Origin of the sequence: Bacillus sp. KICET-1 (genome assembly GCF_027721405.1) — a bacterium.
GTDB classification, from domain to species: domain Bacteria; phylum Bacillota; class Bacilli; order Bacillales; family Bacillaceae; genus Bacillus; species Bacillus velezensis.
This window is the reverse complement of the sequence record NZ_CP113515.1, coordinates 430,976-457,493: the sequence shown is the minus strand read 5'-3', so window position 1 is coordinate 457,493 and position 26,518 is coordinate 430,976. Positions and strand designations below refer to the sequence as shown.

The following is a 26,518-nucleotide window of genomic DNA, read 5'->3' as shown; positions in this document are numbered from 1 at the left end:
TATGAAAAAACATATGAGAGACATGAGCCCCGAAGAAATCAGACAGCTGATCAGGAAGGGGCAGATGACCGGGCCGACGGCGGGGGTGGCCGCTTCTTACGCACAAGCCAATCTCGTCGTTTTGCAAAAGGATCTTGCCTTTGATTTTCTCTTATTCTGCCAGCGCAATCAAAAGCCTTGTCCGGTGCTTGACGTGACGGATGCGGGTTCACCCGTTCCGGCAATAGCGGCGCCGGGAGCTGATATCCGGACGGACTTGCCGAAATACAGGATTTATCGGCATGGCGTGCTTACTGAAGAGGTAACGGATATTACGCCGTATTGGAAGGATGATGATGTCGGGTTTTTGATCGGCTGCAGTTTTTCATTCGAGCAAGCCCTTATCAATCAGCACATTCCAATCAGGCACATCGATGAGGGTGTGAATGTCCCCATGTATAAAACAGACATTGACTGTGTTCCGGCGGGCCCGTTTTCGGGAAAGATGGTCGTCAGCATGAGACCGATTCCGGAAAGGCTTGCAGTCCGCGCGGCGCAGGTCACGTCACGTTTTCCCGCCGTGCACGGCGCCCCCGTCCGCATCGGAAATCCGCAAAGCATCGGTATCAGCGATTTGCATCAGCCGGATTTCGGAGATGCCGTAACGGTGCGGGAAGGTGAAGTTCCCGTATTCTGGGCTTGCGGCGTTACACCCCAGGCGGTGATCATGGAAGCAAAGCCTGACATCGTAATAACACATTCACCGGGGCACATGCTGATCACCGATATACGAAATGAATCGCTTGCTGTCCTGTAAGTGAGAAAGAATACAACGAGGTGATGACAATGATGCAGTATAGCGGAAATACAGCGCTTGATATACAGCCGTACGGTGATTCCGCCGTTATCATCCGCTTTGGCGGGCACATCAGCGAAGAGGTCAACAGCCGGGTGCATGCGGCGGCAGCCTGTATGGAAGAACGGCCGTTTCCGGGCTTCGTTGAATGTATTCCGGCATTCACAAGCTTAACGATCTTTTATGATATGTATGCCGTCTCAAACATAAAAAAAGGCGTCTCTCCTTTTGCCCTGGTCAAGAAAGAAGTGACAGAACGTCTCAGTCATATAATGACCGACCGCCAGGAAGAGCGCCGGGTGATGGAAATCCCCGTTTGCTACGGCGGTGATTTCGGTCCCGATTTAGAAGAGGTCGCTGAGATGAACGATCTGACCCCGGAAGACGTCATCCGCATTCATACTGAAGGCGAATATCTCGTTTATATGCTCGGATTTGCGCCGGGATTTCCGTTTTTAGGAGGAATGTCTGAGCGGATCAGAGCGCCGAGAAAGGCGTCGCCAAGGCCGTCCATCCCGGCCGGTTCAGTAGGAATCGCGGGAATGCAGACCGGTGTGTATCCGATATCCACTCCCGGCGGCTGGCAGCTGATCGGCAGCACCCCGCTCCGGCTTTTCAGGCCGGAAGAACATCCGCCGAGTCTTTTGAGAGCGGGCGATACGGTGAAATTCGTCCGGATCACAGCAGAGGAGTACAGCCGCATCAAGGAGGGAGCCGAATGAGTATGAAAGTGGTAAAACCCGGTCTCTTGACGACGGTTCAGGACACGGGACGGACGGGATATCAGAAATACGGTGTATTGGGAAGCGGCGCAATGGATACGATCTCTCTGCGCATCGCCAATCTTCTTGCCGGAAATCAAGAAAAAGAGGCGGGGCTTGAAGTTACGCTCATGGGGCCAGGGCCTTCCTTTGAGTTCTCAGAACCCGCGGTTATTGCCGTTACGGGAGCTGATTTCGCCTTTCATATTAATGGGGAGCCCGCCCCTCTGTGGAAACCGGTTTTGATAAAGGAAAACAGCGTCGTCTCATTCGGGCCGTGCAAGATGGGGAGCCGCGCATATCTCGCCGTCGCGGGGGGATTTGACGTGCCCGCCGTCATGGAAAGCAAAAGCACGTATGTCAGAGCGGGGATCGGCGGCTTTTGCGGAAGAGCGCTGCAAAAAGATGATGAGCTGCCGCTCGGCCGTATGACGCCATGTTCGGAATCAATCGCGGACCGTCTGAGCGATTCTTTCGGACAGCATGGTTTCTCAGCGCCTGATTGGTCTGTCAGCAGCAGAGGATTTCTGCCGCTGAAAAAAAATCCGGTCATACGAGTGCTTGAAGGCGCTCAATTTCACGCTTTTACAGAAGAAGCAAAATTACGTTTTTATCAAGAGTCATATACGGTCACGCCTCAATCCGACCGAATGGGCTACCGGCTGAAGGGCGCTCCGCTTGAATTGCGGGAGTCGCTGGAAATGGTATCTGAGGCCGTGACGTTCGGAACGGTGCAGGTGCCGCCGGACGGCAATCCGATTATTCTGCTGGCTGACAGACAGACGACGGGGGGCTATCCGCGGATGGCGCATATCATATCCGCCGATCTTCCTCTCGTCGCCCAAACGATGCCGGGGGAACACATTACGTTCCGGCCCGTTTCGCTGGAGGAAGCGGAAATGCTGCTTTTGGAGAAGGAACAGCAGCTGAAGGAGCTGAAAGCAAGGCTCAAAATGGAATGGCTGATCTGACAAAGGGGCTAAAGACCATGGAAAACAAAAACAAAACCGTCATCAAATCAATGGAACTGCTTCATTTGTTTCTGACTGAACCGAGCCTGAGCTTAAATGAGCTGGTTTCTCTATCGGAAATGCCGAAGACTTCGGTTCACCGGATGGCAAGCTCACTGGAGGAAACAGGGTTTCTCACCCGGGCGGCGGACGGCCGTTATCAGCTTGGTCTGATCTTTTTACAATTCGGCCAGCTCGTCTCTGAACGTCTGGATATCAGGAAAATAGCCAAACCGATTATGGAAGAGCTGTGCAGCGAAGTGGATGAGGCCGTTCAGCTGATCATGAGGGACGGGGATGAAGCCATTTACGTCGAAAAAATTGAAGGCACCCAAACCGTCCGCCTGTATACGGCGATCGGCCGCCGGTCGCCGCTGTACGCGGGAGCGTGCGCCAGAAGCATTCTATCGTTTCTGCCAAAAGAGGAGATTGACACATACATTCAGAAGACAAAGCTTGCCGCAATCGCCTCAGGCACGATGACGGATCGGGCTGAACTTCTTCAATCCATTGAAAGATCCTTGCAATCAGGGTATACGATCAGCTATTCGGAATTAGAAGATTACACGGCGGCGATCGGAGCGCCGATTTTCAATCACGAAGGTAAGGTGGCTGCCGGAATCAGCATCGCCGGCTTCGAAGCCCGGTTTTCAGAGGACAGGCTGCCATATTTAACCGAAAAGGTCAAAAACGCAGCACAGCATATTTCTGAGAAATTGGGTTATTGACCGAGCCAATTTTTCTTCACTCGCGTACATTACAATATCGATAGTAACGAGTGGAGGAAAGTAAATGGGACTTGTTTATACGGCGCTGGGGGATTCTTTGACGACGGGGAGGGGGGCCGGGCCGTTTTCCGCCGGTTTTGTCCAGCGGTTCGGGCGTATGCTGGCAGAAGATTTACAGACAAGAACTGACGTATCCATCTTTGCCAAATCAGGCCTTGAGACGGGAGAAATTCTCGGGCTTATGTCCTTGCCGTACATTCAGAGGCGGATTCAGGCTGCTGATATGATTACGATTACAGGCTGCGGCAACGATTTGATCGATTCGGTTCAGGCATATCAGCAAACATCGGACGCTTCGGTGTTCACCAGCGTGTCCAGTCACTGCCATGAGAACTTTGAAAAGATGATAGCCAAGATCGCTGCCTTAAAAGGGCCGCACCCGTCTCCTTATGAGATCCGCGTCTTTAATTTATACAATCCTTTCCCGGGAATCTCCATTGCAGAAAAATGGATATCCTCTTATAATGCGCACCTCAGCACACTCGCATCGGCGCCGCACGTCAAAATCGCCGACGTCCACAGCGCTTTCAAAGGAAAAATGAATGAATATCTCTCTCATGACCGCGTACACCCCAACAGCAAGGGATATGAAGTCATGGCATGCGTCCTGCGGGCGCTCGGATACGGAAGCCTCGCCCGCTCATAACGCGCGCTCCTTTTCATCGGGAGCGCGCTTTTCGTGCTCCTTAAAACAAACTTAAAATTGTCCGACTTTCGTTCTATCCGCGCAAAAAATACGCTAGAATAATGGGGGATAAAGACAGAAATAGAATTGTGTTCAAAAAATGATAACAGAAAGGATGGATTGCTTTGCTGCGCGCCTTAAAACTGTCACTCGCGATGCTAATTATTATACTTGCGGCCGCCGCATTTACGTATGCGGAACATACCTCTGTCATACAGCCGGTTATGCTCGTGTTTCTCGGTGCGGTCATGTTCATTCAGGGGCTGGAGGAAAAACGGAAAGAAAACGACGGTTCCGGGAAATTCAATATCTATACCGCCGTTTTTGTATGGTCGATCTCCTTAATCGGTTTTACGCTTCACGCGATCTGAGTCTGATAGATCCTCAAAATGCTCCACAACGGGAAATGGTGAATAAAAACGGTGCAGTAAGGCTTTCCATTCCTGATAATCCGGCGATCCGCGAAAGCCTTTTGTATGATCTTCCAATGTCTCCCATTCCACAAGCAGCAAATATTTATGCGTCTTTTCCATACATTTGGACAAGGAATGGGACAGATAACCTTTCATGCCCGCGATAATCGGCTCCGCCCGGCGGAATGCCTCTTCGAATTCCCCCTCAAGACCTTCTTTTACATACAGCATGGCTGCTTCTCTGATCATCTGAAATTCCCCCTTTTTTTAATAGATACATTGTATAAGGATATGGCCCGTGACGGCAGGAAAAACAAAAAAATTTTAAACACTATGAGAAAAAAATCCTTGCCAGTCTGATTTGGTTTAGGAGAAAATAACAGTTGGAAGGCAGGGGAATAGACAGTGAAAAAAGGGTTATACCTATTACTTTTACTCGCAGGAATCATAGGTTTGATCGGCTGCTCGAAAACGGAATCGGCCGAAGACAGAATGAAAGATTTCGTAAAAGACTGGAACGGCGGTCATTACGATAAGATGTACCAAAGCCTCACCCAGGATGAAAAGAAAAAACTATCCAAAAAGGATTTTGTAAAACGATATGAAACCATTTATGAACAAGCAGGGGTCAAAAATCTGAAAGTCACTGCAGAAAAACAGGACGAAGACGACAAGAAAAAAGATGACCTCCAGCACATCGATTATAAAGTCAGCATGGATACAAAAGCAGGGAAGGTCGCTTTTGAAAACACGGCCGTCCTGAAAAAAGAAAAAACAGACGATGGGGAATCATGGAACATCGACTGGAATCCTTCTTTTATTTTCAAACAGCTTTCCGATGACAAAACCGTGCAGATCGCAAATGAAGAACCGAAGCGCGGACAAATTTACGACAAAGACGGAAAAGGTCTCGCCGTGAATACCGAGGTGCCGGAAATCGGCATTATCCCTGGAAAACTCGGCAAGGATAAAGACAGCGTGATCAAAAAACTGTCTGAAAAACTGGACCTTTCTGAAGACGATATCAAAAGCAAACTGAACCAGGGCTGGGTAAAAGACGACTCCTATGTCCCGATTCAAAAAATCAGACCGGATGATGAAAGCAAGGTCAAAAGCCTGCTCGCATTAGACGGCGTGACGAAAACGAAAGTCAGCTCCCGCTACTATCCGTACGGCGAAAAAGCGGCCCATCTGACCGGCTATATTAAAACCATCACAGCGGAGCAGCTGAAAAAAGCGAAAGACGGCCAATACAGCGATACTTCCAAAATCGGCATCGCCGGCCTTGAGAATGTATATGAAGACAAGCTGCGCGGCACGACCGGCTGGAAAATTTACGTCCCGCAAACAGGTGAGGTCATTGCTGAAAAGAAAGCCGAAAGCGGGCGGGATATTCATGTAACGATTGACATGAAAACGCAGACGAAGCTGTATGATTCTATGAAAGACGACAGCGGAGCGGCAGTCGCCCTCGAACCGCAAACGGGAGAGACCCTCGCGCTCGTCAGCGCACCGTCTTATGACCCGAACGGCTTTATTTTCGGCTGGAGCGGCAAAGAATGGAAAAAGCTGAATGAAGATAAAAACAATCCGTTTTCAGCGAAATTCAACAAACTTTATGCGCCGGGATCAACGATTAAACCGATTGCCGCGGCAGTCGGCCTGACAAACGGCACATTGAAAGCGTCGGAAAAGAAAAAAATCACCGGTAAAGAGTGGCAGAAAGATTCGAGCTGGGGCGGTTACCATGTCACACGCGTATCAGAGCGCCTGAATGAAGTGGATCTCGAAAACGCGCTGATCACATCGGACAACATCTACTTTGCGCAAAATGCCATAGATGCCGGAGCGGACGCGTTTACAAAAGGATTAAAAACATTTGGCTTTGATGAAGAGATTCCGTACCAATTTCCGATTGAAAAGTCCTCAATCGCTAACGGCAAGCTTGATTCCGAGATCCTTCTCGGAGATACGGGCTACGGCCAGGGGCAGATGCTGATGTCTCCTCTGCACTTAGCGGCTGACTATACCGCATTTGTAACAGACGGAAATCTCGTCAAACCGACATTGATCAAAGACGGAGAAAAAACACCGCAAATCTGGCATAAGCAAGTGGTGTCGAAAGCCAATGCCGAAGAAATCACAAAAGGGCTGAGAGGCGTCGTTGAAGATCCGCGCGGCTCTGCATATCAGCCGGCCGTAAGCGGCATTACCGTAGCCGGAAAAACCGGCACAGCCGAGCTGAAAACGTCTAAAGAAGATAAAGACGGCAAAGAAAACGGCTGGTTTGTCGGTTACGATTATAAAAAGAAAGACCTCTTGATCGCGATGATGATTCAAGACGTCAAAAAACGCGGCGGAAGCCATTACGTCGTTGAAAAAGCGAAAAAGCAGTTTCAGAATCATTAAATGACGATTTTTGCGGGCTGAAAGGAAAATCGGCCGCCGAAGCAGAATGAAACAGCATGGGCAATTCCTGAAAACAGAGATACAAGAGGCTCTAAGAAAAAGGGGGATTTCACATGCAGCGCATTCAATTGGCTGAAGACCTGGAATTTTCAAGAGTGATACACGGGCTTTGGCGTCTGAACGAATGGAATGTTTCAGACGGAGAGCTGCTGAATCTGATTGAATGGTGTATCAGCCAAGGCATCACCACCTTCGACCATGCCGATATATACGGCGGTTATACGTGTGAAAAGCTGTTCGGCGGCGCTTTGTCCCTTTCGCCTTCAATAAGGGAGCGAATCGAAATCGTCACAAAATGCGGGATTGTCATTGAATCACCGGAGCGGCCCGGAAACAAGTCGCATCATTATAATACGTCGAAGTCTCACATCTTAGCGTCGGCGGAGCAGTCGCTTTTGAATCTGAATACGGATTATCTGGATGTGCTGCTCATTCACAGACCGGACCCGCTTATGGACCCGGAGGCTGTGGCTGAAGCGTTTCACACGCTGAAAAGCTCGGGCAAGGTCAGATATTTCGGGGTATCGAACTTTAAAGCGCACCAGTACAGAATGCTCGAATCCTATTTGGATGATCCGCTCATCACAAACCAAATTGAAATCTCGGCGTACGAGCTGCAAAATATTCATGACGGCACGCTGGATTTCTGTCAGGAAAAACGCATTCCGCCGATGGCGTGGTCACCGCTTGCGGGCGGGAGCGTTTTTACAGGACAATCAGATAAGGACCTCCGAATCCGTGCCGCGCTTCGTTCCGTACAGGAAGAAATCGGCGCCGCTTCCATTGACGAAGTCATGTACGCATGGCTGTTCACCCACCCGGCAGACATCATGCCGATTGTCGGCAGCGGAAAAGAGAACCGCATTTCCGCCGCGGTGCGTGCATCCGCATACAAACTCAGCCATGATCAGTGGTTCCGGATTTATACCGGTGTCCAAGGCTGCGATATTCCATAAACAGAACAAACGCCCGGAAGGTATCTTCCGGGCGTTTGTTTATGTGGTGTGCAATGTCTAAAAACAAGTAAGGTCACTTTGAAGTATAGCCGTGCGGATCAAGAGTAACAAGCGTCATGGCATATTATCTGACACATTTTTCTTTTTCAATACTGTCACACGGCCCAGTGCCAAATTGCCATTTGAAAATGGTTGAATAATCATTGAAAGCGTTTTATATTATAATTTACACCACTTTCCCCGGCAGCACTCCCCATATGCCATACTTCTCACAACTAGAAAATCTGGAGGCGCGTTTCATGTATATGACAGCGAGAGAACAAAAATTAATGAAACATCTATTACTGCAGAACCGTTACGAGACAGTGCATGAACTAGCAGAAGCTTTACAAGTCAGCACAAGAACCGTTCACCGCGAGTTAAAAACAATCAAACCGATAATGGAATCATTCGGTCTGGCACTTGATAAACAGCCCGGCAAAGGACTGAAAGCGGTAGGAAACCCGGAGGACAAACAAAAACTCCTGTCAGACCTGTCCTATGAACAGCATGAATACAGCGCTGAGGAGCGGAAACTTTTAATTCTATGTTCTCTATTAGAGTCGCAAGAGCCGATCAAGCTCTACAGTCTGGCGAACGAATTGCAAGTGACAAACGCGACAATCAGTTATGATCTGGATGAGCTGGAGACTTGGATTGCGCCCTTCGGCTTGACGCTGATCCGAAAAAGGGGCTTCGGCATTCAGCTGACGGGGCCGGAAAATGCGAAACGGAAAATCGTCGGCAATCTCATCGTCAACCGGCTTGATATTCAGAGCTTTTTGGAAGCGGTTGAATTCAATATTAAAGGAAAACCTGACGATGCTGAAAAAATGTTCGGCGTCGTAAATAAAGCGGAACTTTTGAAAATGGACCGGCTCTTGATTCAGCTCAAGGAAAAAATCGCGATCGCCTTATCTGACAGCTCATACATGGCGCTTGCGGTTCATTTAACCTTTGCAATGGACCGGATCAGACTCGGAGAAACCATCACGATGGAGGCTTCGGAACTAAAAGCGCTGCAGCAGACGAAGGAGTACGGCTCTGCGCTGGAAATGGCAAAAGAGCTTGAAAAAGCGTTCGGCGTTTCAATTCCGGAAGCTGAGATCGGTTATATCACCATTCATTTGCGGAGCGCCAACCGCCAATACAAAACGGAATTCAAACCGGAAAACATTGAAGTTGAAACGGCCTTGCAAACGAAGCAGCTGATCGGCTTCATTTCTGAAAAAATCAAAATTGATCTGACGGAAAACGGTTCTTTATACGACGGTTTAATCGCCCATCTGGAGCCTGCGATCAACCGGGTAAAAGAAAATATCGACATGTACAACCCGATGACCGAGCAAATTAAACGCGACTACTTTCTGCTGTACATGGCCGTAGAAGAAGGAATGGAAAAATTCTTTCCGGGGCTTCTTTTCTCTGATGATGAGATCGCTTTCATCGTTCTTCACTTCGGCTCCGCTCTGGAAATCAAACGGGAAGAAGCGAAGATCAAAGCGCTGATCGTCTGTTCTAGCGGCATCGGGTCGTCCAAAATGCTCGCATCCAGGCTGAAAAAAGAGCTTCCGGAAATCCGTTCCTTTGATATGTCTTCCCTCATCGAACTGAAGGACCGAGACATCACCGCGTATGACATGATCGTATCCACCGTTCCGATCCCGTATGGAAACATTGATTACGTCATGGTCAGTCCGCTTTTAAACGAAGAAGACGCTGATCAGGTGAAGCAGTACATCAAAAGAAAAATTCCGCTGATTCTTGACAAAAAAAGAAACGGTAAAAGAGAAGAGAAGCAGCCGGAGACGCCTGATATGCTGGAAGCGGCCGGCCGTATGGCACATTATGCGGCGGTTATCCAAAGCGTGCTGCGGAACTTTTCGGTCAAATCCATTGAGTCAAACACGGCGTATGAGCTGTTTTTGAACCGTATGTTTGACATGCTGGAGCAAGAAGGATTTGTCCGTAATGCCAAACAAACTGCACAGCGCCTTGCAGAGCGTGAACGACAGGGCGGACTCGGCATTCCGGGAACGGCGATGGCCCTGTACCATCTCAAAAATGAAGAAATTGTCACGCCTTTTTTCAAAATTTATGATTTGACAGCTCCATGCAGTGTCAAAGGCATGGACGGAAATTCCCTGACCGTCGGCCGCGCTTTGGTGATGATGGCGCCGGCTGATATGCCTGCTGAAGGGTCGGAAATACTAAGTGCGGTCAGTTCGGCCATCATCGAGTCCGAAGACAGTATAAAAGCCTTCCAGACTGAGGATGAGGCCGATTTATACAAACGTTTAAACAAGCTGTTTTATCATTTCATTCGGGAGAAAGGACAGCGGTAAACAGGAAGCGCACACCTCATGTGGGGTGTGTTTTTTTATGCATGTATGAGGGTAAGGGGAAGGGAAGAAACTAAAAACACGGGACTATTGTATCATTCACCGATGGAATAGTTCTAAAACAAAATAGTTTTACAAGTTATATTTTTTGGTTTAAAATGGGTTGCGTGAGAAAGAAAATCTGACAGAGTTTTTTTGTGATTTATCATTATGGGAGATGAAAATATGGAGACATTACAGCATCTGATTCTGCATGACATTTCAAATAGCGAAGAGATCGAAGCTGTAAAAAGCGGTGCGTATACCCTGACCTACGCGGAATATCGAAAACGAATCAACCAGCTTGCACAAGCGCTTCTTGATAAAGGAATAAAAAAAGGCGACAGAGTGGCGATGCTTTGCAAAAACGGCCACGCGGCATCCATTGTCATGTTTGCGGCACTCGAAATCGGCGCGGTGGTTGTGCCGGTCAGCTGGCAATTAACACCTTACGAAATGAAAGGCATTTTAGCAGCCTGTGAACCGAAAGCTGTCTTTTTCGGCACTGAATTTAAAGAGATTATGGAAGAAGTTCTTCCTGCGCTGGTATCTTCTCTTAAACTGAAGGTCGAGACAGGAACAGCTGCGGAGACAACGCCTGAGTTTGACGCTTTATTGACAGGCTCCGGTGATACACCGGATGTCGAAACGGTGTCTGAAAACGATACGGCATTGCTGATGTTTACCTCAGGTACAACCGGCAATCCGAAACGCTGCATGATCACTCACGGCGGTATATACAACTACGTAAACGCGACATTGGCTTACACGGGGAGAATGCAGCATGTCCGCTTCTTAGCATGCCATCCGAATTACCATACGAGCGCGATTATCTGCCAGATGGTCGGCACGATGAGCGGAACGACATTCATTATGACAGACAATCAGGACCCTGTGGAAAACTTGAAGCTCATCGAAAAAGAAAAAATACAAACCATCATGGCGCTGCCAGTCTATTTCACATACCTGCTGAAAGCATGGGAAACGCATCAGACTGACATGTCTTCTATCGTTTATATGATGACGGGAGGAACAAAGGTGCCAAGCAGTCTGATTCAGCATTATCTTGACATCGGCATTCCGCTCATGCATGGATATGGAAGCACGGAAGCGTGGGGCATCAGCTCTTGGAATCCGCAAATGGGAATGGATAAAGCCGCTTCCGCGGGTAAACCGATGGAAGAAGTGGACGTCCGCGTTGTAGATCCGGAAACAGGTGAATTCCTTCCGCAAGGTTCAATCGGAGAAGTCGCTGTGAAAAGTCCGTTTTTATTCAAAGGCTACGAAGGTAACGAAGAAGCGACACGAAAAGTGCTGAAAGACGGCTGGTTCCATACCGGCGATTCCGGCTATGTGGATGAAGACGGATTTATCTTTATCACCGGACGTTATAAAGATGTCATCATCTACGGCGGCGATAATATTTATCCCGACCAGATTGAAGAAGTCATTCAGCAAGTGCCGGGAATTCTCGAAACAGCGGTTGTCGGTATCCCTGATCCGCTTTACGGCGAAAAGCCGAAAGCGTTCATCGTGACAAACGGCAGAGAAGACCTGACAGAAGAAGAAGTGACCCGATTCCTGCAAGAACGTCTTGCTGCCTTTAAAATTCCGGACATTGAGTTCGTCAGCGAACTTCCGAAAAACAACCTTGGAAAAGTGAGAAAAGACGTGCTCCGCAAACAAGCGGTACGTTCATAATAGAGAACAAAAACCCGGCTGCCAGCCGGGTTTTTTTCTTGCGTTCCATGTGAAACATTTTTCTCCGAAAACGTTTTGAACTGTCTCAATCATGTTTATCCGGAAGACAGCAGAGGTAGACAAGAAATATGACAACGAACCAGAAGGAGGAACTTGACATGGAAAACTATCCGAAGGAATTCCCGGCGGAATCACAAAACCGCCAGCCGGGCATTGAAAGCGAAATGAATCCGGCGCCTGTTTACGAATACAAACAATATAAAGGCGCTGACAAATTAAAAGGAAAAACCGCGCTCATCACAGGGGGCGACAGCGGTATCGGACGCGCCGTTGCGGTTGCTTACGCGAAGGAAGGCGCAAATGTCGCGATCGTCTATTTTGATGAACACGATGATGCGGAAGATACAAAAAAACGAGTGGAAGAAGAAGGCGTAAAATGTCTGTTAATCCCCGGCGATGTCGGTGAGGAAGACTTTTGCAATGAAGCCGTTGAAAAAACGGTTGAAGAATTCGGGCGTCTTGATATTCTCGTGAATAACGCCGCGGAACAGCATCCGAAAGAAAGCATTAAAGACATCACAAGCGAGCAGCTTCACAGAACCTTTAAGACAAACTTTTACTCACAATTTTATTTGACTAAAAAAGCGATTGATTACATGAAGCCGGGCAGCGCGATCATCAATACGACATCCATTAATCCTTACACAGGCAATCCGCAGCTGATTGACTACACGGCTACGAAAGGCGCGATTAACGGTTTTACGAGATCCATGGCGCAAGCGCTCGTCAACGATGGTATCCGTGTCAACGCCGTGGCGCCGGGGCCGATCTGGACACCGCTTATCCCGGCGACATTCTCAGAAGAAACGGTCGCTTCCTTCGGTCAGGATACGCCGATGGGCCGGGCAGGCCAGCCTGTTGAGCATGTCGGATGCTATGTGCTCTTGGCCTCAGACGAATCCTCTTATATGACCGGACAGACGCTGCATGTCAACGGCGGCAGATTTGTGACCACATAAGGAGGCAGACCGATGACGATATCGAAGCATGACGTGAATGCATACTATCAAAAAGCGGGAATCGTTCTGACTGATGATGAAGTCGAAGACATTCAAATCATGGATTACGGTCTAGGCAAGCTTGAGGAAACCGGGCTTCAGCTGTTTATTTACGTGAATACCGACCGCTACTGTTCGAAAGAATTGGTGCTCTTCCCGCGCCAGACGTGTCCGGAACACCGCCATCCGCCGGTCGGCGGCGAGAAGGGAAAACAAGAGACATTCCGCTGTCGCTGGGGGAAGGTGTATCTCTACGTGGAAGGCGAAAAGACAGAGAACCCAAGCGTCCTCCCGCCGGAAGAAGACAAGGAATACTACACCGTCTGGCATGAGATTGTGCTTGAGCCAGGCGGACAATACACCATTCCGCCGGATACGAAGCATTGGTTTCAAGCGGGAGAAGAAGGGGCGGTCGTTACGGAAATGTCATCGACAAGCACGGATGATCACGATGTTTTCACCGACCCGCGCATTTAAGGATGAGGCTGCACGCCTCATCTTTTTTGTATGGAAAAAAATGAATTTACCTGTATAATGGCTAATAAAGGAAAGAAGGTGCGGTCGTGTTTTCCTGTCAAATCCGGGAACATCTGACGATCAGATTGCTTGCCAAAGAAGATACGGACGAATTGTATTCTGTTATGAAGCGAAATCAAAACCATCTCAGCGAATGGCTCAGCTGGGCGGAAGAACTGGCTGATATTGATACGTACCGAGATGTGATCATCCCTGAATGGCGCTATAAATACGCGGAAGAGAATGGGTTTGACGCCGGAATTTTTGTGAAGGGCCGGTTTTGCGGCATGATCAGCATCCATAATGCCGATCCAGTCAATCAAAAAGCAGAGATCGGCTACTGGCTGGATCGAGAGCATGAAGGATTCGGCATTATCACCGCAAGCTGCCGGGCGGTCATCACCCATGCATTTCAGGACCTCGGGCTGAACCGCATCATGATCAGCGCGGCTGAAAAAAACACGAAAAGCAGGGCGGTGGCGGAACGGCTCGGATTTCAGAAAGAAGGACTGACGAGAGAAGGCATTTTCGTACAGGGCGCCTATCATGACACGGTGAACTACAGCATGCTGAAGCGGGAATGGAGCGAAGATCGGCAGAAGAGCACATTTCTTGGTTTAAATGTCTCCCCAATGTGGAAAAGTAACAGCGGAGACGTTAAAAAGGAGTGATTCTTCATGAATCAAAATGAAATCAAAGAAAAAGTGCTTGAAGTACTGGATCATCATAAAGTCGGTTCGCTTGCGACGGTAGAGCAAGGCAAACCGCATTCACGCTACATGACATTTTTCCATGACGGCTTAACGATTTACACGCCGACGAGCAAAGACACTCATAAAGCGGAAGAAATTGAAAACAATCCGAATGTTCATATTCTGTTAGGGTATGACTGCGAAGGATTCGGTGACGCTTATGTGGAAGTGGCCGGAACCGCCAAACTGAACAACTCAGCCGATTTAAAAGAAAAGCTGTGGGATCCGAAACTGGAACGCTGGTTTGACGGAAAAGACGATCCGAACCTGGTGATTCTTGAAATTGAACCGAAGCAGATCAAGCTCATGAACGCGGGTGAAAAAACGCCGGCCGAGCTGGAACTTTAATAAATCATTTGATCATTCAGGGGCAATCTGTTATACTTAATTGCTAAGTGACAACATGCAAATAAAAAAGAAAGTAAACTTCTTTTTTCTGTTTTGATATAGAAGCTTCAGGCTTCAACGGACAGCTTGAAAAAAAGCTGAGCTTATTCTTTTCCTTCTGACATTCGCCCCTAACGAAGAGATGGAAAAAAGACTTTTTGTTTTACAATTCACACCGGCGCGGCTTCGGAGCCGCAGTGACGATTGAGAGGTAGGGCTTTCGTTGTCTTGTGTTCAAGAACTTCCATGGTGTTTACTTTCGAAGAATGATTCTATCGGAACTGTTAATACGAATCACCCGCGGGCTAAGGCGGGCAACCATATATTATTTATTTGCGTAAGAAAAGAATAAGACAAAACCGCGCCGGGCATCCGGGCGGTTTTTTTATGTAACCGGCCGAAACCTCGCCGCAGTCTGCAGAGTCTAATCAGTAGAAAAGATTTGGAGGAATCATACATTGCACGTTATTACTTCACAAGTACTGTTTATCTTCTGTTTTCTGCTGCTGATACATTCGATTGAAACGCTTGCCTATGCAACACGCCTTTCCGGCGCGAGAGTCGGTTTTATCGCGTCCGCGCTGTCATTATTTAATGTCATGGTCATCGTGTCGCGCATGTCAAACATGGTTCAGCAGCCGTTTACCGGACATCTGATTGATGCCGCCGGATCAAACGCCCTGTCTCTTGTGGGCGCCCAGTTTCGATTTTTAATATTCGGCTCCACGGTCGGAACGATACTCGGCATCTGTCTTTTGCCGACATTCGTCGCGTTATTCACCAGGGCGATTATACACTTGGCGGACGGAGGAGGCTCCGTTATGCAGGTATTTAAAAAAGGATTTTCACTGAACGGGCTGAAGCATGCGCGTTCTTATATCAGACTGCCGTCAGTCTCCTATTTAAAGGGGCTTCAATTCCGAATGATCCCGAAACGCTTGTTTGTCATTAATATGGTCATTACGTCTATTTACACGATCGGTGTTCTGTCCGCTCTGTACGCCGGCCTTCTGGCGCCTGAGCACAGCACGACGGCCGTGATGGCATCAGGCTTAATCAACGGAGTTGCGACTATGCTGTTGGCTGTGTTTGTTGATCCGAAAGTTTCCGTACTGGCAGACGATGTGGCGAAGGGCAAGCGCAGCTACGTCTCCTTAAAATGGACATCATTGACGATGGTCACATCAAGGGTCGCGGGCACGCTTCTCGCTCAGCTCGTATTCATCCCCGGCGCTTATTATATCGCCTGGGTGACGAAATGGATGTAACGCATGAAAAAAGCTCCTCTTCTGCAGAGGAGCCTTTTTATTGATAATGTCTCAGGCCGCGATCATAAATAAAATTACCGAACGGAATAAAGGCCGCGATAAAACCGGCGGCTGACCATTTCACATGCCATTTGACAGTGAACGCCGCATACGCCAGCACCGCCAGATAAATGATAAACAAACCGCAGTGAATGGAACCGGCAATGGTGACGGCGAGCGGATGATGAGCCCAATACTTCAGCGGCATTGCGATAAACAGCAGCACCAAAAGCGACATTCCTTCAATAAACCCCATCGTGCGAAGTCTGCCGATCGGCGTGTGTAACATACAGCTCCCTCCTGTCGGACATCTTTTTTCCTCTATACTATAAGCAAAGGGCAGTCCTAATATGACCATTTCGCGTCTGTTCCTAAAAAAACCTTCATTAATTCAGCCTGTTGTTCTTGTCATTTTTCGGATTTCTCTTGATAATATAGCCAAAAGGGTAAGGAAGGACTACAGTCATGAAACTAGATAATGTGGATCTGAGCATCATTAAAGAGCTGCAGCGGGACAGCCGCCTGTCCATGCGGGAGCTTGGCAGAAAAATCAAATTGTCAGCCCCGTCCGTCACAGAGCGTGTCAGACAGCTTGAATCCTTCGGCGTTATTAAACGCTATACATTGGACATTGATCAAAAAAAGATCGGACTTCCCGTTTCCTGCATTGTCGAAGCGACGGTAAAAAACGGAAAATACGATCAATTCAAAACCTACATTCAATCCATTCCCAACATTGAATTTTGTTTTCGGGTCGCCGGCGCGGCGTGTTATATGCTGAAGATGAACGCGGACAGCCTGGAAACGATCGAACACTTCATTAACCGCACCTCTCCGTATGCCCAAACCGTGACCCACGTCATTTTCTCAGAAATTGACACAAAAAACGTCCTCGATTAGAGAGAGCGTGAGGAAGTCTGTTATAATAACAGGATGATTGTGAAAGAAAGAGAAGTGAAAAGCATGTCAAAAACAGTTGTATTAGCTGAAAAACCTTCAGTCGGCCGGGACTTGGCCCGCGTGCTGAAGTGTCATAAAAAAGGAAACGGATATCTTGAAGGCGACCGCTACATCGTCACATGGGCGCTCGGACATCTGGTAACGCTCGCTGACCCTGAAGGATACGGCAAAGAATTTCAATCATGGCGGCTTGAGGATCTGCCGATTATTCCTGAGCCTTTAAAGCTCGTCGTCATTAAAAAAACAGGAAAACAGTTCAATGCGGTCAAAGCTCAGCTTGTCCGGAAAGACGTCAGCCAGATCGTAATCGCTACAGACGCAGGACGGGAAGGGGAGCTTGTGGCCCGCTGGATTATCGAAAAGGCAAACGTCCGCAAACCGATTAAGCGGCTGTGGATTTCTTCTGTGACAGATAAGGCGATTAAAGAAGGATTCCAGAAGCTCCGCAGCGGCAAAGAGTACGAAAACCTGTATCATTCCGCGGTTGCCAGAGCGGAAGCGGATTGGATCGTCGGCATCAATGCGACCCGCGCCCTGACGACGAAATTTAACGCGCAGCTGTCATGCGGACGCGTCCAGACTCCGACACTGGCGATGATCGCCAAGCGTGAAGCGGATATTCAGGCGTTCAAACCCGTTCCTTATTACGGTCTCCGCGCGGCGGCTGATCAGATGACGCTGACATGGCAGGATAAAAAAACAAAGCAGACAAGAACATTCGATCAGACGGTGACCGGCCGTTTGGCAAAAGATCTGCAAGGAAAGCCGGCAGTCATTTCAGAATTGAAAAAAACGGCGAAGAAAAGCTTCGCTCCCGGTCTTTACGACTTGACGGAATTGCAGCGGGACGCTCATAAGCGCTTCGGTTTCTCCGCAAAAGAGACGCTGTCCGTGCTTCAAAAGCTGTATGAACAGCATAAGCTTGTCACTTACCCGCGGACAGATTCCAGATTCCTTTCCGCAGACATCGTGCCGACTTTAAAAGACCGTTTAAACGGCATGGAAGTTAAGCCGTACGCACAGTACGTCAATCAAATACTGAAGCGGGGCGTCAAAGCGCATAAAGGATTCGTCAATGATGCGAAAGTATCGGATCACCATGCCATCATTCCGACAGAGGAGCCGCTGATCCTTTCAAGCCTCAGCGACAAAGAACGAAAACTTTACGATCTGATTGCCAAACGTTTTCTCGCCGTGTTAATGCCGGCGTTCGAATACGAAGAAACAAAGGTTACAGCCGATATCGGCGGCGAAACATTTACCGCAAAAGGGAAAACGGTTCAATCGCCTGGCTGGAAAGCCGTGTATGATATGTACGAGGATGACGACGATCATGAGGAAGACAAAGACCAGACGCTCCCGGATCTTCAGCAGGGTCAGCGCCTCACTGTCTCATCATTGAAAGAAACGAGCGGACAGACGAAACCGCCGGCGCGCTTTAATGAAGGCACGCTGTTATCCGCAATGGAGAACCCAAGCGCCTTTATGCAGGGAGAAGAGAAGAACCTAGTGAAAACATTGGGTGAAACCGGCGGACTCGGAACAGTCGCCACCCGCGCTGATATCATTGAAAAACTGTTCAACAGTTTCTTAATCGAGAAAAAAGAAAAAGATATTTTCATTACGTCAAAAGGGAAGCAGCTCTTACAGCTCGTCCCGGAAGATTTAAAATCGCCGGCCTTAACCGCTGAGTGGGAGCAAAAGCTCTCCGCCATCGCAGCGGGCAAACTGAAATCCGCCGTGTTCATTAAAGACATGAAAACATATGCGGGCAAAACGGTGAAGGAAATCAAAAACAGCAGCCAAACTTTCAGACATGACAACATTTCAGGCACCGCCTGCCCTGATTGCGGCAAAATGATGCTTAAAGTCAACGGCAAACGCGGCACGATGCTCGTATGTCAGGATCGTGAGTGCGGCAGCCGGAAAACGCTGGCAAGAAAAACAAACGCCCGCTGTCCGAACTGTCATAAGAAAATGGAGCTTCGCGGCCAGGGTGAAGGCCAAACCTTCGCATGTGTATGCGGCCACCGGGAGAAACTGTCCGTCTTTGAAAAGCGCAAGGCGAAAGATAAATCCGGACGCGCATCCAAGCGGGACATCAACTCTTATATGAAAAGCCAAAACAAAGAGGAGCCGATGAACAACGCGCTGGCAGAACAGCTGAAAAAACTCGGCCTGGATAAATAAATCAGAGAAAGGCAGCATTTGTAACGAAATGCTGTCTTTTGTTGTGTTTTTTACTGTAATGGGAATACGATCCATGTGAAGAGGGAAAAGGTGAGCAGGCGGTGCTCCCATTTAAAATTTCCCAATGTGAAAAAATGCTAGTATTCTTTTATCGTTTCCTATATAGTAAAAATACTTTGTGAAAAAATAAGATATGGGTCTAAAAAAGGATTTGTAAAATAGGAGGATAGACTGTGAAGCAATTCGTTTTTCGTCTGATGATCCTTTTGATTTCGATTGTTCTGACGGCGGGGTGCGCGGAGGCCGGCACTGAAAAACAGGCGGCGGCCGAATCGTCCGGACCGCTTCAGCCCGCAGAGCATTTTATTTATCATAAATTGATGAACGGGCGGGGGATGATCCGGACGAACATATCCGGTGAGCCGGAATATTTATCTGAGTCTCTCGGACTATGGATGGCATTTTTGCTGAACAGGAAAGATGAACGGCAGTTTCAAGCGCAATATCAGCTTCTCACCGATTCGTTTCTGACGAAAAACGGGCTTGTGTCGTGGAAGATTGACGGGAATAAAGCGAGCGGCACCAATGCCTTAATTGACGATTTCAGAATTATGAACTGTCTGAATGAGGCCGGAACCCTGTGGGGTAACAGTGAATACGGGAAAACAGCGGTGCAGATCGGGAAGGCGCTGGAAAAATACAATACGAATGACGGGTATTTTACGGATTATTATGATGCCGCTTCAAATGCCGCATCAAAGACCGTGACGTTGTCCTATGTCGACCCCGGCGCCTTACAGATGCTCAGAGAAAAGGGGATTATCGATGAGAAAACGGAAAACCGGAACCTTGATGTTCTCAATCTTGCGCCCCTGAAAAATGGTTTTCTGCCGAAATCGTTCAATACTGAAACAAAGGAATACAAATATGACAGCGAAGTGAATGTCATCGACCAGCTGTACGCCGCCGTGAATCTGAAGCGGGGCGATGACAAAGCCGCCGCGCTGTCAAAATGGATCATAGAAGAATGGAAGTCGCGCGGACAGCTGTACGGACGGTACATCGCAGACACGAAGGAGCCGGCGGTTCAATACGAATCACCGTCCGTTTACGCCCTGGCCGTTCTTTTTTTAGCAGAACAAAAAGCTGATCCGGCTGTCATCAAGCCGCTTTATGAAAGAATGACTTCATTTGAAACACTGGACACGCTGAAACCTGATTACGGCGGCTATATGAGCGGGGGCGATACACATTCTTTCGATAACCTGCTGCCGCTTCTGGCTGAAAGGAAATTGTTTAATGAAAATATCATTCAATGAATCACAAAAACTGTGCAGCTACACAGCAGTTATGCTGGTGCTGCTGTCTTTTTTTATTTACTATGCGTCTCAGCAATCCGCAGGGCTTCTGATAACCTGCATCACATTGCTTGTCACGGGAGCCGGCATATGGTTCGGGGCAATCTACGCGCTCGTCATCACCTTACTCGTCTTATTTGTTCTCGGCAGCCTGCTCCTGTGGTTTCAGACCGGGGGCTTTATGGCGTCTGCCGGTGCCGAAAGTCTGCAGGTGCTGGTCATTTGGGGGATTGCGCTGCTGCTCTTTTCTTACATAGCGGGAAGGATTCACGAGTTGGCGAAGGGGCTTGAGCGCTCAGTGAAACAGCTGCGTGAAGAGATTACGAGCTTTGTCGCCGTCGACAGGGTGACCGGCTTTGACAACCATCTGCGGATGAAGCTGGAGCTTTCTGAGGAAATCAAGCGGGCGGAACGCTACGGCAATTCCTTCGTCTTTTTGCTGCTGCACATGCATTATTTCAAGGAATTCAAATCCCTCTACGGAGAAAAAGAGACCGACCGCCTGCTGGCATTTATCAGCCGCCAAATCCGGTCAAGCGTTCGGGAAACAGACAAAAAATTCAGGCCGTCCGCCGAACGGTTCGGCATCGTGCTGACCCATACGCCTGAAAAAAACATGCCGGCCGTTCTGGCGAAGCTGAAAAAGGAATTGGATACGTACCGGCTGCAAAACGGTAAATACGTCTCCATCACCTTCCGTGTATGTTACTTGGCGTACCGAAAGGATTTACAAACGGCCGAGCAATTTTTAAATGAACTGGAAAACGAGATGATGATGAATGAACTCTAAATGGATACGTCTCTTACTCTCGGCGCTCTTCATGATTTCGGCGGTTTATGTTCCCCTTACGGCGGAAGCAAAAGACAAAAAGGACGGCATTCTCATTATTTATACAAGCACGGACGGCAAAGAAACCGCTGAGGTCAAAATGCTTGATCTGACCGCGGGCCATTTCTCATCAGCCGTCACCGTGAAAAGCGACGGAGACATCACAGCCGCGGACCTCAAAAAGAATCGGCGCGTCATCTATTACGGCGTCACGAAAAAAAAGCTCAGCACATCATTTGTGTCACTGATCAGCAGTATGCCGCAGCAGCTTATCAGCATCGGCTATAACGCCGGACAGTTCCGCCAATTTGCGGGTTTGTCCCTGACAGAGAAAGAAACGGTATACCGCATTTACAGCAAGAAAGAAAAAACAGACATGCCGCTTGAAAAAGGAATGTCCGTGCTCGGCGTATCGGGAGTAAAAGGAAAGCCCCTTTATACATACCGGTCCGGTGACGGCGGCACCCGCCCTTTTATGTGGAAAACGGCGCGCTCTGACTATTATTTCGGTGTGACGAGCCTGTTAAATGATTCGTTTCTGACGGCGAAAGCGCTGCGCAGCGCTTTCGGAGAATCAGCGGGCGGCACCCTCCTTTATTTGCGGCTTGAAGACATCAGTCCAATGTCAGATGAAACATTGCTTTACGAAGCGGGCTCTTACCTGCATAAAAGACACATTCCGTTTATTCTGGCGGTCATTCCGGTCTATCTCAATCCGGAAAACGGAGAAAAAGTATACCTGGCGGACAAGCCGAAAATGGTAAGTGTCCTGAAAAAACTTCAGCAAATGGGCGGCAGCATCATTATTCACGGCTACACGCACGCATACCGATACAGCGAAACGGGAGAAGGCTTTGAATTTTGGGATGCCAAAGCGGATCAGCCGATTACGTCAGAAAATGCGGATGATACTCCGGTCAAGCTTGAAAAGGAACAGGATTTTCCGAATGAAAAAGCGTACCGGGCGTATGTGAAGCCTTTCCGTGAAAAAGAAAACATCTACACGAGAACGAAGCTGGAGCAGGCGATTGACGATCTGACAGAGCTCGGCCTTTACCCGCTGTCATTCGAAGCGCCGCACTATACGATGTCTGAAGAAGGCTACAAAATCGCATCTTCTTATTTCTCCAGCATTTTCGGACAAGTGCAGCTCAGCGGCACGACGTGGAAAACCTCGGGCGCCCCTCCGTTCGTCTCAAAGCCGGCTATGCTGGACGGGATGACGCTGTACCCTGAAACAATCGGTTATGCCGATAACTCAAAGGAAAATCCGCTCGGAGATATGGAGAATCATATTTCGCAGATGATTGATTTCGGCGGCGGAGTGGCGGGCGGTTTCTACCATCCGTATCTCGGCATGAAATACCTCCCCGAGCTCGTCAATCAGATGGAGCGGATTCCCGGCGGCGAGTGGCTCGATCTGAAGAAAACGAAGCAAACGGTAACGTCGGACAGCGTCAGGATCAAAACGGACGGGGACGGAACCATTCATGTGGAAAACAAGATTCATCCGATAACGGCCTTTTTCAATCACCATCAGCAGACGCCTCTGGAAAAAGCGCTTTGGATTCTCTCCGGCGTGGTGTTATTGTTTATCATCATGTTCGCCTGCTACGTTCTTTATTTGCGCGCCACATTAAAAAAACGAATCTTTAAGGAGAGAAGAAGCCTTGAGTAACATTCTGTTTTTTATCTCATTAAGTTTAATATGGGTGATGCTTCTCTATCATATGTTTCTGATGCAGGGCGGATTCAGGCATTATATGACCTTCGAACGGAACATTCCGAAATGGCGCGCAAAGATGGGGGAGCTCCCGAAGGTCAGCGTGCTCATTCCCGCGCATAATGAGGAGGTCGTCATCAGGCAGACGCTGAAGGCGATGGTGAACCTGTATTATCCGAAAGACAGGCTTGAGATCATCGTCGTTAATGATAATTCCTCCGACCGGACGGGAGACATCGTCAATGAATTTTCCCGTCAGTATGACTTCATTAAAATGGTCATCACAAAGCCCCCGAACGCCGGAAAAGGAAAATCTTCGGCGCTGAACTCAGGGTTCGCGGAATCGAACGGAGACGTGATCTGCGTGTATGATGCGGACAATACGCCGGAAAAAATGGCGGTGTACTACCTGGTTCTCGGTCTGATGAATGATGAGAAAGCGGGAGCGGTTGTCGGGAAATTCCGTGTCATCAACGCGGCCAAAACGATTCTGACGAAGTTTATCAATATTGAAACCATCTGCTTTCAGTGGATGGCGCAGGGCGGCAGATGGAAATGGTTCAAAATCGCCACCATCCCGGGGACGAACTTCGCGATCAGGCGGAGCATTATCGAACAGCTCGGCGGCTGGGATGATAAGGCGCTGGCGGAGGATACCGAGCTGACCATCCGCGTGTATAATCTCGGCTACCATATCCGCTTTTTCCCGGCGGCCGTGACATGGGAGCAGGAGCCTGAGACATGGAAGGTCTGGTGGCGTCAGCGGACAAGATGGGCGCGCGGCAACCAATACGTCGTTCTCAAGTTTTTATCCCAATTTTTCAAGCTGAAACGCAAGCGGATCATCTTCGATCTGTTTTATTTCTTTTTTACGTATTTTTTGTTTTTCTTCGGTGTGATCATGTCAAACACGATTTTTATCATCAATCTTTTTTACGACCTGCATCTGGCAGTCGGGTTTTTGGCGATGATTTTGTGGATACTGGCCTTTTTCCTGTTTATGACTGAGGTCATGATTACTTTAAGCATTGAAAAAACAGAAATGAACAAACAAAACTTCTTTATCGTATTTCTGATGTACTTTACATACTCTCAGGCTTGGATCGTGCTCGTCATCTGGTCATTATTCACAGAGATCAAGCACCGCTTGTTCAAGCAGGAAGTCAAGTGGTACAAAACGGAGCGATACAATCAAAATAAAAGCGGGTGACCTTTTTGAAAAAAGCGATCATATTGATAACCGGCCTTTTGCTATTGATGTATAACGGGCAGGCGGCCGCGGCCCGGGAACTGAAAACGGACGGTTCCGCCCTCGGAACAAGCGCCGGCGCAAAAGAGCAGCAGGCGCTGACTGGCGATCTGATGACACTGTACGGGGCGAAAGACAGCGCAGAGCTGACCTATCAGATTCCTGCGGGAGCTTCGAATGCCGATCAGTCGCTTCTGATTGATTACGAGGCGTCAAACTTATTAATTGCCCCGTCTTCTTTAACCATCGCCATTGATGATGAACCCGTCAAATCCATAAAGCTTGACGGCAGTTCCAAGCGGAAAACGGTGAAGCTCAATCTCAGCAAAAGCCAATCCGCCCAAGGCTATCACAATGTATCATTACGATTTTACGGCGTATTAAAAGAGGGCGTCTGCGTCAGGCAGGATACGTCAGGCAACTGGATAAAAATTTATCCGGACAGCCGGCTTGTACTTTCAGAAGCAAGCAAGTCAAAGGGAGCGGATCTCGGCCATTTCCCGTATCCGTTTGCCCAATCAGGCAATACGGGTGAAGAAACCGATATTATTCTTCCTGACAAACCGACCTCGGCGGAAGCTGAAGCCGCAGTCAAAACAGAAGCATTTCTAAAAACGGCAGACAGCAGGCTGAAGGTATCCTATGTAAAAGAATCCGACGCCGGCAAAATCAGCAATCCGTCAATTGTCATCGGCGCTGATCGGCATTGGAACGGCAAAATAAAAGATCTTTTCGAACAGGGGAACATCAAAGCGGAAGACAACAAACTTCTTCTCGCTGAACGGGTTCTGACATCAGGGGACAAACGGCAGCCCGTCCTGTTTGTCACGGCGCAATCAGACAAAACGCTGGCGGATAAAATCCGCGTCATCACGGACAGCGCTTATTCAGGCCAGCTGGGCGGAGATACTTTGACAATCGGCCGCCTTCAGCCCGCTGCGGAAAAGACAGGAAATAAACTGACATTAGAGGACTTCGGCGCGGGAAATGTAACGGTCGGATCAAACAAAACGGCGTCAGAGCACTTCTTTTACCCTGCGGCGGCCGCTGTTGATAAAGACGGTAAGGTCAAGCTTTCACTTACATTAAAAACGTCGGAATCGATCCGGACGAAGGCGGATTCAGCAAATGACGCCGAGAGAGCGGAGCTGAACGTTATGGTCAACGGACAGCCGAATGCGGTGCGTCTTGATGATCTCGGCAATAAAGATAAAGACGGCTTTTACCACGTCTCAATCCCGATTGATCCGAAGCTTTTGCGAAGCAGCAGGTACATTGATCTGCAATTTGTCACATCAGGCTTGAAACATAACAATCCGTGTATCGACCGTGACGAAAACAAATGGGTCTATATTGATAAAAGCAGCACGCTGACGTATCCGGTAAGCGATGCGGCGCAGAAAGCTGATTTCGCGCAATGGCCGCTCCCGTTTGCGGGCGGCGGGAAAGAGAAAACAGTGATCGTCATCCCGGATGACGTAAACATGCAGACACTGAAAGAGCTTTCTCTGGTGGCGGATTCATTCGGAAACGGCTTTACCGTAAAGACGGCATCAGACATGAAGGAAGCGGACGCCAAAGGCCGGAATGTTGTGTTTATCGGAGGCCTGCCGCAAATTCCGCTTTTGAAATCAAACGCCTCTAAGCTTCTCGTGCCCTCAGACCGCAGCGGAGCTTACGATGTCTCTTCGTTTCAAATGCTGAATGAGACAACGAAACAAGTCGCGTTTACACAGGAATCACCTTGGGACTCCGGCCGGAGCATCGCTGTTTTTGCTCCGTTATCAGGAAGCGGCGCGTCTGTCACAAAAGAGCTGATCAGCTTTTTAGACAGCACAAGCGATGCCGCAACCGTCATTAACGAAACGGCCGGCCGGCAGCTGTTTTCGAATCATCAGCAAATCAAGTCCGATGACAGCAGTCCATCGGCTGATACGAAAAGCCGTTCCGCACCACTGAACGTTACGTATATCGCTGTTTTCGCGGCGCTTATGATCATTGCGGCCGGCCTGATCTGGCTGACGGCAAGAAGGAAAAAAAGAAAAACGGATCATGAAAAAAGCGAAGAGTAATGAAGGAAAAAGAGGCTGTTAACAGGCCTCTTTTTTTGTATTTTTATTTCCATTTCTGGCGGCGGTTTTTTTATTTTTG

At 48.7% G+C, this 26,518-nt stretch carries 24 protein-coding genes; 22 read left to right on the top strand and 2 right to left on the bottom strand.

Annotated elements, in window-relative coordinates:
- Position 1: 1 nt before the first annotated feature.
- The 6 genes from OVA33_RS02380 to OVA33_RS02355 all read left to right on the top strand — a co-directional run bounded on the left by OVA33_RS02380 (position 2) and on the right by OVA33_RS02355 (position 4,450).
- A complete protein-coding gene (locus OVA33_RS02380; protein WP_025649988.1) occupies positions 2 to 796 on the top strand; it encodes a putative hydro-lyase in 795 nt (264 codons plus the stop codon).
- 29 nt (positions 797 to 825) lie between these two features.
- A complete protein-coding gene (pxpB, locus tag OVA33_RS02375; protein WP_021495106.1) occupies positions 826 to 1,557 on the top strand; it encodes a 5-oxoprolinase subunit PxpB in 732 nt (243 codons plus the stop codon).
- Between the two features lie 2 nt (positions 1,558 to 1,559).
- The gene (locus OVA33_RS02370) at positions 1,560 to 2,567 is read left to right on the top strand and encodes a 5-oxoprolinase subunit C family protein (RefSeq protein ID WP_117364005.1); all 1,008 of its coding nucleotides are present in this window, start codon (positions 1,560 to 1,562) and stop codon (positions 2,565 to 2,567) included.
- A 17-nt stretch (positions 2,568 to 2,584) separates the two neighbouring features.
- Positions 2,585 to 3,334 carry an IclR family transcriptional regulator gene (locus tag OVA33_RS02365; protein ID WP_063636982.1) on the top strand — a complete coding sequence of 250 codons (750 nt, stop codon included), beginning with the start codon at positions 2,585 to 2,587 and terminating at the stop codon, positions 3,332 to 3,334.
- Positions 3,335 to 3,398: 64 nt separating this feature from the next.
- Positions 3,399 to 4,040, top strand: a complete 642-nt coding sequence (locus tag OVA33_RS02360) for a GDSL-type esterase/lipase family protein (RefSeq protein ID WP_017419256.1) — start codon at positions 3,399 to 3,401, stop codon at positions 4,038 to 4,040.
- Between the two features lie 194 nt (positions 4,041 to 4,234).
- Positions 4,235 to 4,450, top strand: a complete 216-nt coding sequence (locus OVA33_RS02355; RefSeq protein ID WP_369719110.1) for a YczI family protein — start codon at positions 4,235 to 4,237, stop codon at positions 4,448 to 4,450.
- Here OVA33_RS02355 and OVA33_RS02350 read toward each other — a convergent pair.
- Positions 4,421 to 4,741, bottom strand: a complete 321-nt coding sequence (locus OVA33_RS02350; RefSeq protein ID WP_017419255.1) for an antibiotic biosynthesis monooxygenase family protein — start codon at positions 4,739 to 4,741, stop codon at positions 4,421 to 4,423. The genes OVA33_RS02355 and OVA33_RS02350 overlap by 30 nt on opposite strands.
- A gap of 156 nt (positions 4,742 to 4,897) precedes the next feature.
- On the opposite strand from OVA33_RS02350, the gene OVA33_RS02345 reads away from it, so the two are divergent.
- From OVA33_RS02345 to OVA33_RS02305, 9 genes are all read left to right on the top strand, one after another.
- On the top strand, positions 4,898 to 6,901 hold the full coding sequence (locus tag OVA33_RS02345) for a penicillin-binding transpeptidase domain-containing protein (protein WP_017419254.1): 2,004 nt from the start codon (positions 4,898 to 4,900) through the stop codon (positions 6,899 to 6,901).
- 113 nt (positions 6,902 to 7,014) lie between these two features.
- On the top strand, positions 7,015 to 7,917 hold the full coding sequence (locus tag OVA33_RS02340) for an aldo/keto reductase (protein WP_063636981.1): 903 nt from the start codon (positions 7,015 to 7,017) through the stop codon (positions 7,915 to 7,917).
- A gap of 299 nt (positions 7,918 to 8,216) precedes the next feature.
- Positions 8,217 to 10,301, top strand: a complete 2,085-nt coding sequence (locus OVA33_RS02335) for a BglG family transcription antiterminator (protein WP_063636980.1) — start codon at positions 8,217 to 8,219, stop codon at positions 10,299 to 10,301.
- A 222-nt stretch (positions 10,302 to 10,523) separates the two neighbouring features.
- On the top strand, positions 10,524 to 12,038 hold the full coding sequence (locus OVA33_RS02330; RefSeq protein ID WP_063636979.1) for a class I adenylate-forming enzyme family protein: 1,515 nt from the start codon (positions 10,524 to 10,526) through the stop codon (positions 12,036 to 12,038).
- 158 nt (positions 12,039 to 12,196) lie between these two features.
- Positions 12,197 to 13,057 (top strand): SDR family oxidoreductase, encoded by an 861-nt coding sequence (locus tag OVA33_RS02325; RefSeq protein ID WP_063636978.1) that lies wholly within the window; start codon positions 12,197 to 12,199, stop codon positions 13,055 to 13,057.
- Between the two features lie 12 nt (positions 13,058 to 13,069).
- Positions 13,070 to 13,573 (top strand): D-lyxose/D-mannose family sugar isomerase, encoded by a 504-nt coding sequence (locus tag OVA33_RS02320; protein ID WP_014304360.1) that lies wholly within the window; start codon positions 13,070 to 13,072, stop codon positions 13,571 to 13,573.
- Between the two features lie 86 nt (positions 13,574 to 13,659).
- Positions 13,660 to 14,283 (top strand): GNAT family N-acetyltransferase, encoded by a 624-nt coding sequence (locus tag OVA33_RS02315; RefSeq protein ID WP_038456983.1) that lies wholly within the window; start codon positions 13,660 to 13,662, stop codon positions 14,281 to 14,283.
- A 6-nt stretch (positions 14,284 to 14,289) separates the two neighbouring features.
- Complete coding sequence (locus tag OVA33_RS02310; RefSeq protein WP_003156270.1) at positions 14,290 to 14,712, top strand: pyridoxamine 5'-phosphate oxidase family protein; 423 nt, start codon at positions 14,290 to 14,292, stop codon at positions 14,710 to 14,712.
- A gap of 497 nt (positions 14,713 to 15,209) precedes the next feature.
- Positions 15,210 to 16,019, top strand: coding sequence for a lipid II flippase Amj (locus tag OVA33_RS02305; protein ID WP_014416933.1), 810 nt, complete (start codon positions 15,210 to 15,212; stop codon positions 16,017 to 16,019).
- A gap of 37 nt (positions 16,020 to 16,056) precedes the next feature.
- On the opposite strand, the gene OVA33_RS02300 is transcribed toward OVA33_RS02305, so the two are convergent.
- Positions 16,057 to 16,347: a DUF3817 domain-containing protein gene (locus tag OVA33_RS02300; RefSeq protein WP_063636977.1), complete on the bottom strand. Its 291-nt coding sequence runs from the start codon at positions 16,345 to 16,347 to the stop codon at positions 16,057 to 16,059.
- Between the two features lie 176 nt (positions 16,348 to 16,523).
- Between OVA33_RS02300 and OVA33_RS02295 the strand changes: the two genes are divergently transcribed.
- The 7 genes from OVA33_RS02295 (at position 16,524) to OVA33_RS02265 (ending at position 26,439) form a co-directional block, all read left to right on the top strand.
- Positions 16,524 to 16,958, top strand: coding sequence for a transcriptional regulator LrpC (locus tag OVA33_RS02295; RefSeq protein WP_007410180.1), 435 nt, complete (start codon positions 16,524 to 16,526; stop codon positions 16,956 to 16,958).
- A gap of 63 nt (positions 16,959 to 17,021) precedes the next feature.
- Positions 17,022 to 19,208 carry a DNA topoisomerase III gene (locus OVA33_RS02290; protein ID WP_003156261.1) on the top strand — a complete coding sequence of 729 codons (2,187 nt, stop codon included), beginning with the start codon at positions 17,022 to 17,024 and terminating at the stop codon, positions 19,206 to 19,208.
- 233 nt (positions 19,209 to 19,441) lie between these two features.
- Complete coding sequence (locus OVA33_RS02285; protein WP_017419246.1) at positions 19,442 to 20,527, top strand: hypothetical protein; 1,086 nt, start codon at positions 19,442 to 19,444, stop codon at positions 20,525 to 20,527.
- Complete coding sequence (locus tag OVA33_RS02280; RefSeq protein ID WP_025649983.1) at positions 20,508 to 21,356, top strand: diguanylate cyclase domain-containing protein; 849 nt, start codon at positions 20,508 to 20,510, stop codon at positions 21,354 to 21,356. Before OVA33_RS02285 ends, OVA33_RS02280 begins: the two co-directional genes overlap by 20 nt.
- Positions 21,346 to 23,073 (top strand): DUF2334 domain-containing protein, encoded by a 1,728-nt coding sequence (locus tag OVA33_RS02275; protein WP_025649982.1) that lies wholly within the window; start codon positions 21,346 to 21,348, stop codon positions 23,071 to 23,073. Before OVA33_RS02280 ends, OVA33_RS02275 begins: the two co-directional genes overlap by 11 nt.
- Positions 23,066 to 24,328, top strand: a complete 1,263-nt coding sequence (locus tag OVA33_RS02270; RefSeq protein WP_017419244.1) for a glycosyltransferase family 2 protein — start codon at positions 23,066 to 23,068, stop codon at positions 24,326 to 24,328. Before OVA33_RS02275 ends, OVA33_RS02270 begins: the two co-directional genes overlap by 8 nt.
- A gap of 5 nt (positions 24,329 to 24,333) precedes the next feature.
- Positions 24,334 to 26,439 carry a cellulose biosynthesis cyclic di-GMP-binding regulatory protein BcsB gene (locus OVA33_RS02265; RefSeq protein WP_025649981.1) on the top strand — a complete coding sequence of 702 codons (2,106 nt, stop codon included), beginning with the start codon at positions 24,334 to 24,336 and terminating at the stop codon, positions 26,437 to 26,439.
- Positions 26,440 to 26,518 lie beyond the last annotated feature (79 nt).

Bases quoted from the DNA above. Each gene is read 5' to 3' on its own strand.
- OVA33_RS02380 (WP_025649988.1), top strand. From the start codon at position 2: ATGAAAAAACATATGAGAGACATGAGCCCCGAAGAAATCAGACAGCTG.
- pxpB (WP_021495106.1), top strand. From the start codon at position 826: ATGATGCAGTATAGCGGAAATACAGCGCTTGATATACAGCCGTACGGT.
- OVA33_RS02370 (WP_117364005.1), top strand. From the start codon at position 1,560: ATGAAAGTGGTAAAACCCGGTCTCTTGACGACGGTTCAGGACACGGGA.
- OVA33_RS02365 (WP_063636982.1), top strand. From the start codon at position 2,585: ATGGAAAACAAAAACAAAACCGTCATCAAATCAATGGAACTGCTTCAT.
- OVA33_RS02360 (WP_017419256.1), top strand. From the start codon at position 3,399: ATGGGACTTGTTTATACGGCGCTGGGGGATTCTTTGACGACGGGGAGG.
- OVA33_RS02355 (WP_369719110.1), top strand. From the start codon at position 4,235: ATGCTAATTATTATACTTGCGGCCGCCGCATTTACGTATGCGGAACAT.
- OVA33_RS02350 (WP_017419255.1), bottom strand. From the start codon at position 4,741: ATGATCAGAGAAGCAGCCATGCTGTATGTAAAAGAAGGTCTTGAGGGG.
- OVA33_RS02340 (WP_063636981.1), top strand. From the start codon at position 7,015: ATGCAGCGCATTCAATTGGCTGAAGACCTGGAATTTTCAAGAGTGATA.
- OVA33_RS02335 (WP_063636980.1), top strand. From the start codon at position 8,217: ATGTATATGACAGCGAGAGAACAAAAATTAATGAAACATCTATTACTG.
- OVA33_RS02330 (WP_063636979.1), top strand. From the start codon at position 10,524: ATGGAGACATTACAGCATCTGATTCTGCATGACATTTCAAATAGCGAA.
- OVA33_RS02325 (WP_063636978.1), top strand. From the start codon at position 12,197: ATGGAAAACTATCCGAAGGAATTCCCGGCGGAATCACAAAACCGCCAG.
- OVA33_RS02320 (WP_014304360.1), top strand. From the start codon at position 13,070: ATGACGATATCGAAGCATGACGTGAATGCATACTATCAAAAAGCGGGA.
- OVA33_RS02310 (WP_003156270.1), top strand. From the start codon at position 14,290: ATGAATCAAAATGAAATCAAAGAAAAAGTGCTTGAAGTACTGGATCAT.
- OVA33_RS02300 (WP_063636977.1), bottom strand. From the start codon at position 16,347: ATGTTACACACGCCGATCGGCAGACTTCGCACGATGGGGTTTATTGAA.
- OVA33_RS02295 (WP_007410180.1), top strand. From the start codon at position 16,524: ATGAAACTAGATAATGTGGATCTGAGCATCATTAAAGAGCTGCAGCGG.
- OVA33_RS02290 (WP_003156261.1), top strand. From the start codon at position 17,022: ATGTCAAAAACAGTTGTATTAGCTGAAAAACCTTCAGTCGGCCGGGAC.
- OVA33_RS02280 (WP_025649983.1), top strand. From the start codon at position 20,508: ATGAAAATATCATTCAATGAATCACAAAAACTGTGCAGCTACACAGCA.
- OVA33_RS02275 (WP_025649982.1), top strand. From the start codon at position 21,346: ATGAACTCTAAATGGATACGTCTCTTACTCTCGGCGCTCTTCATGATT.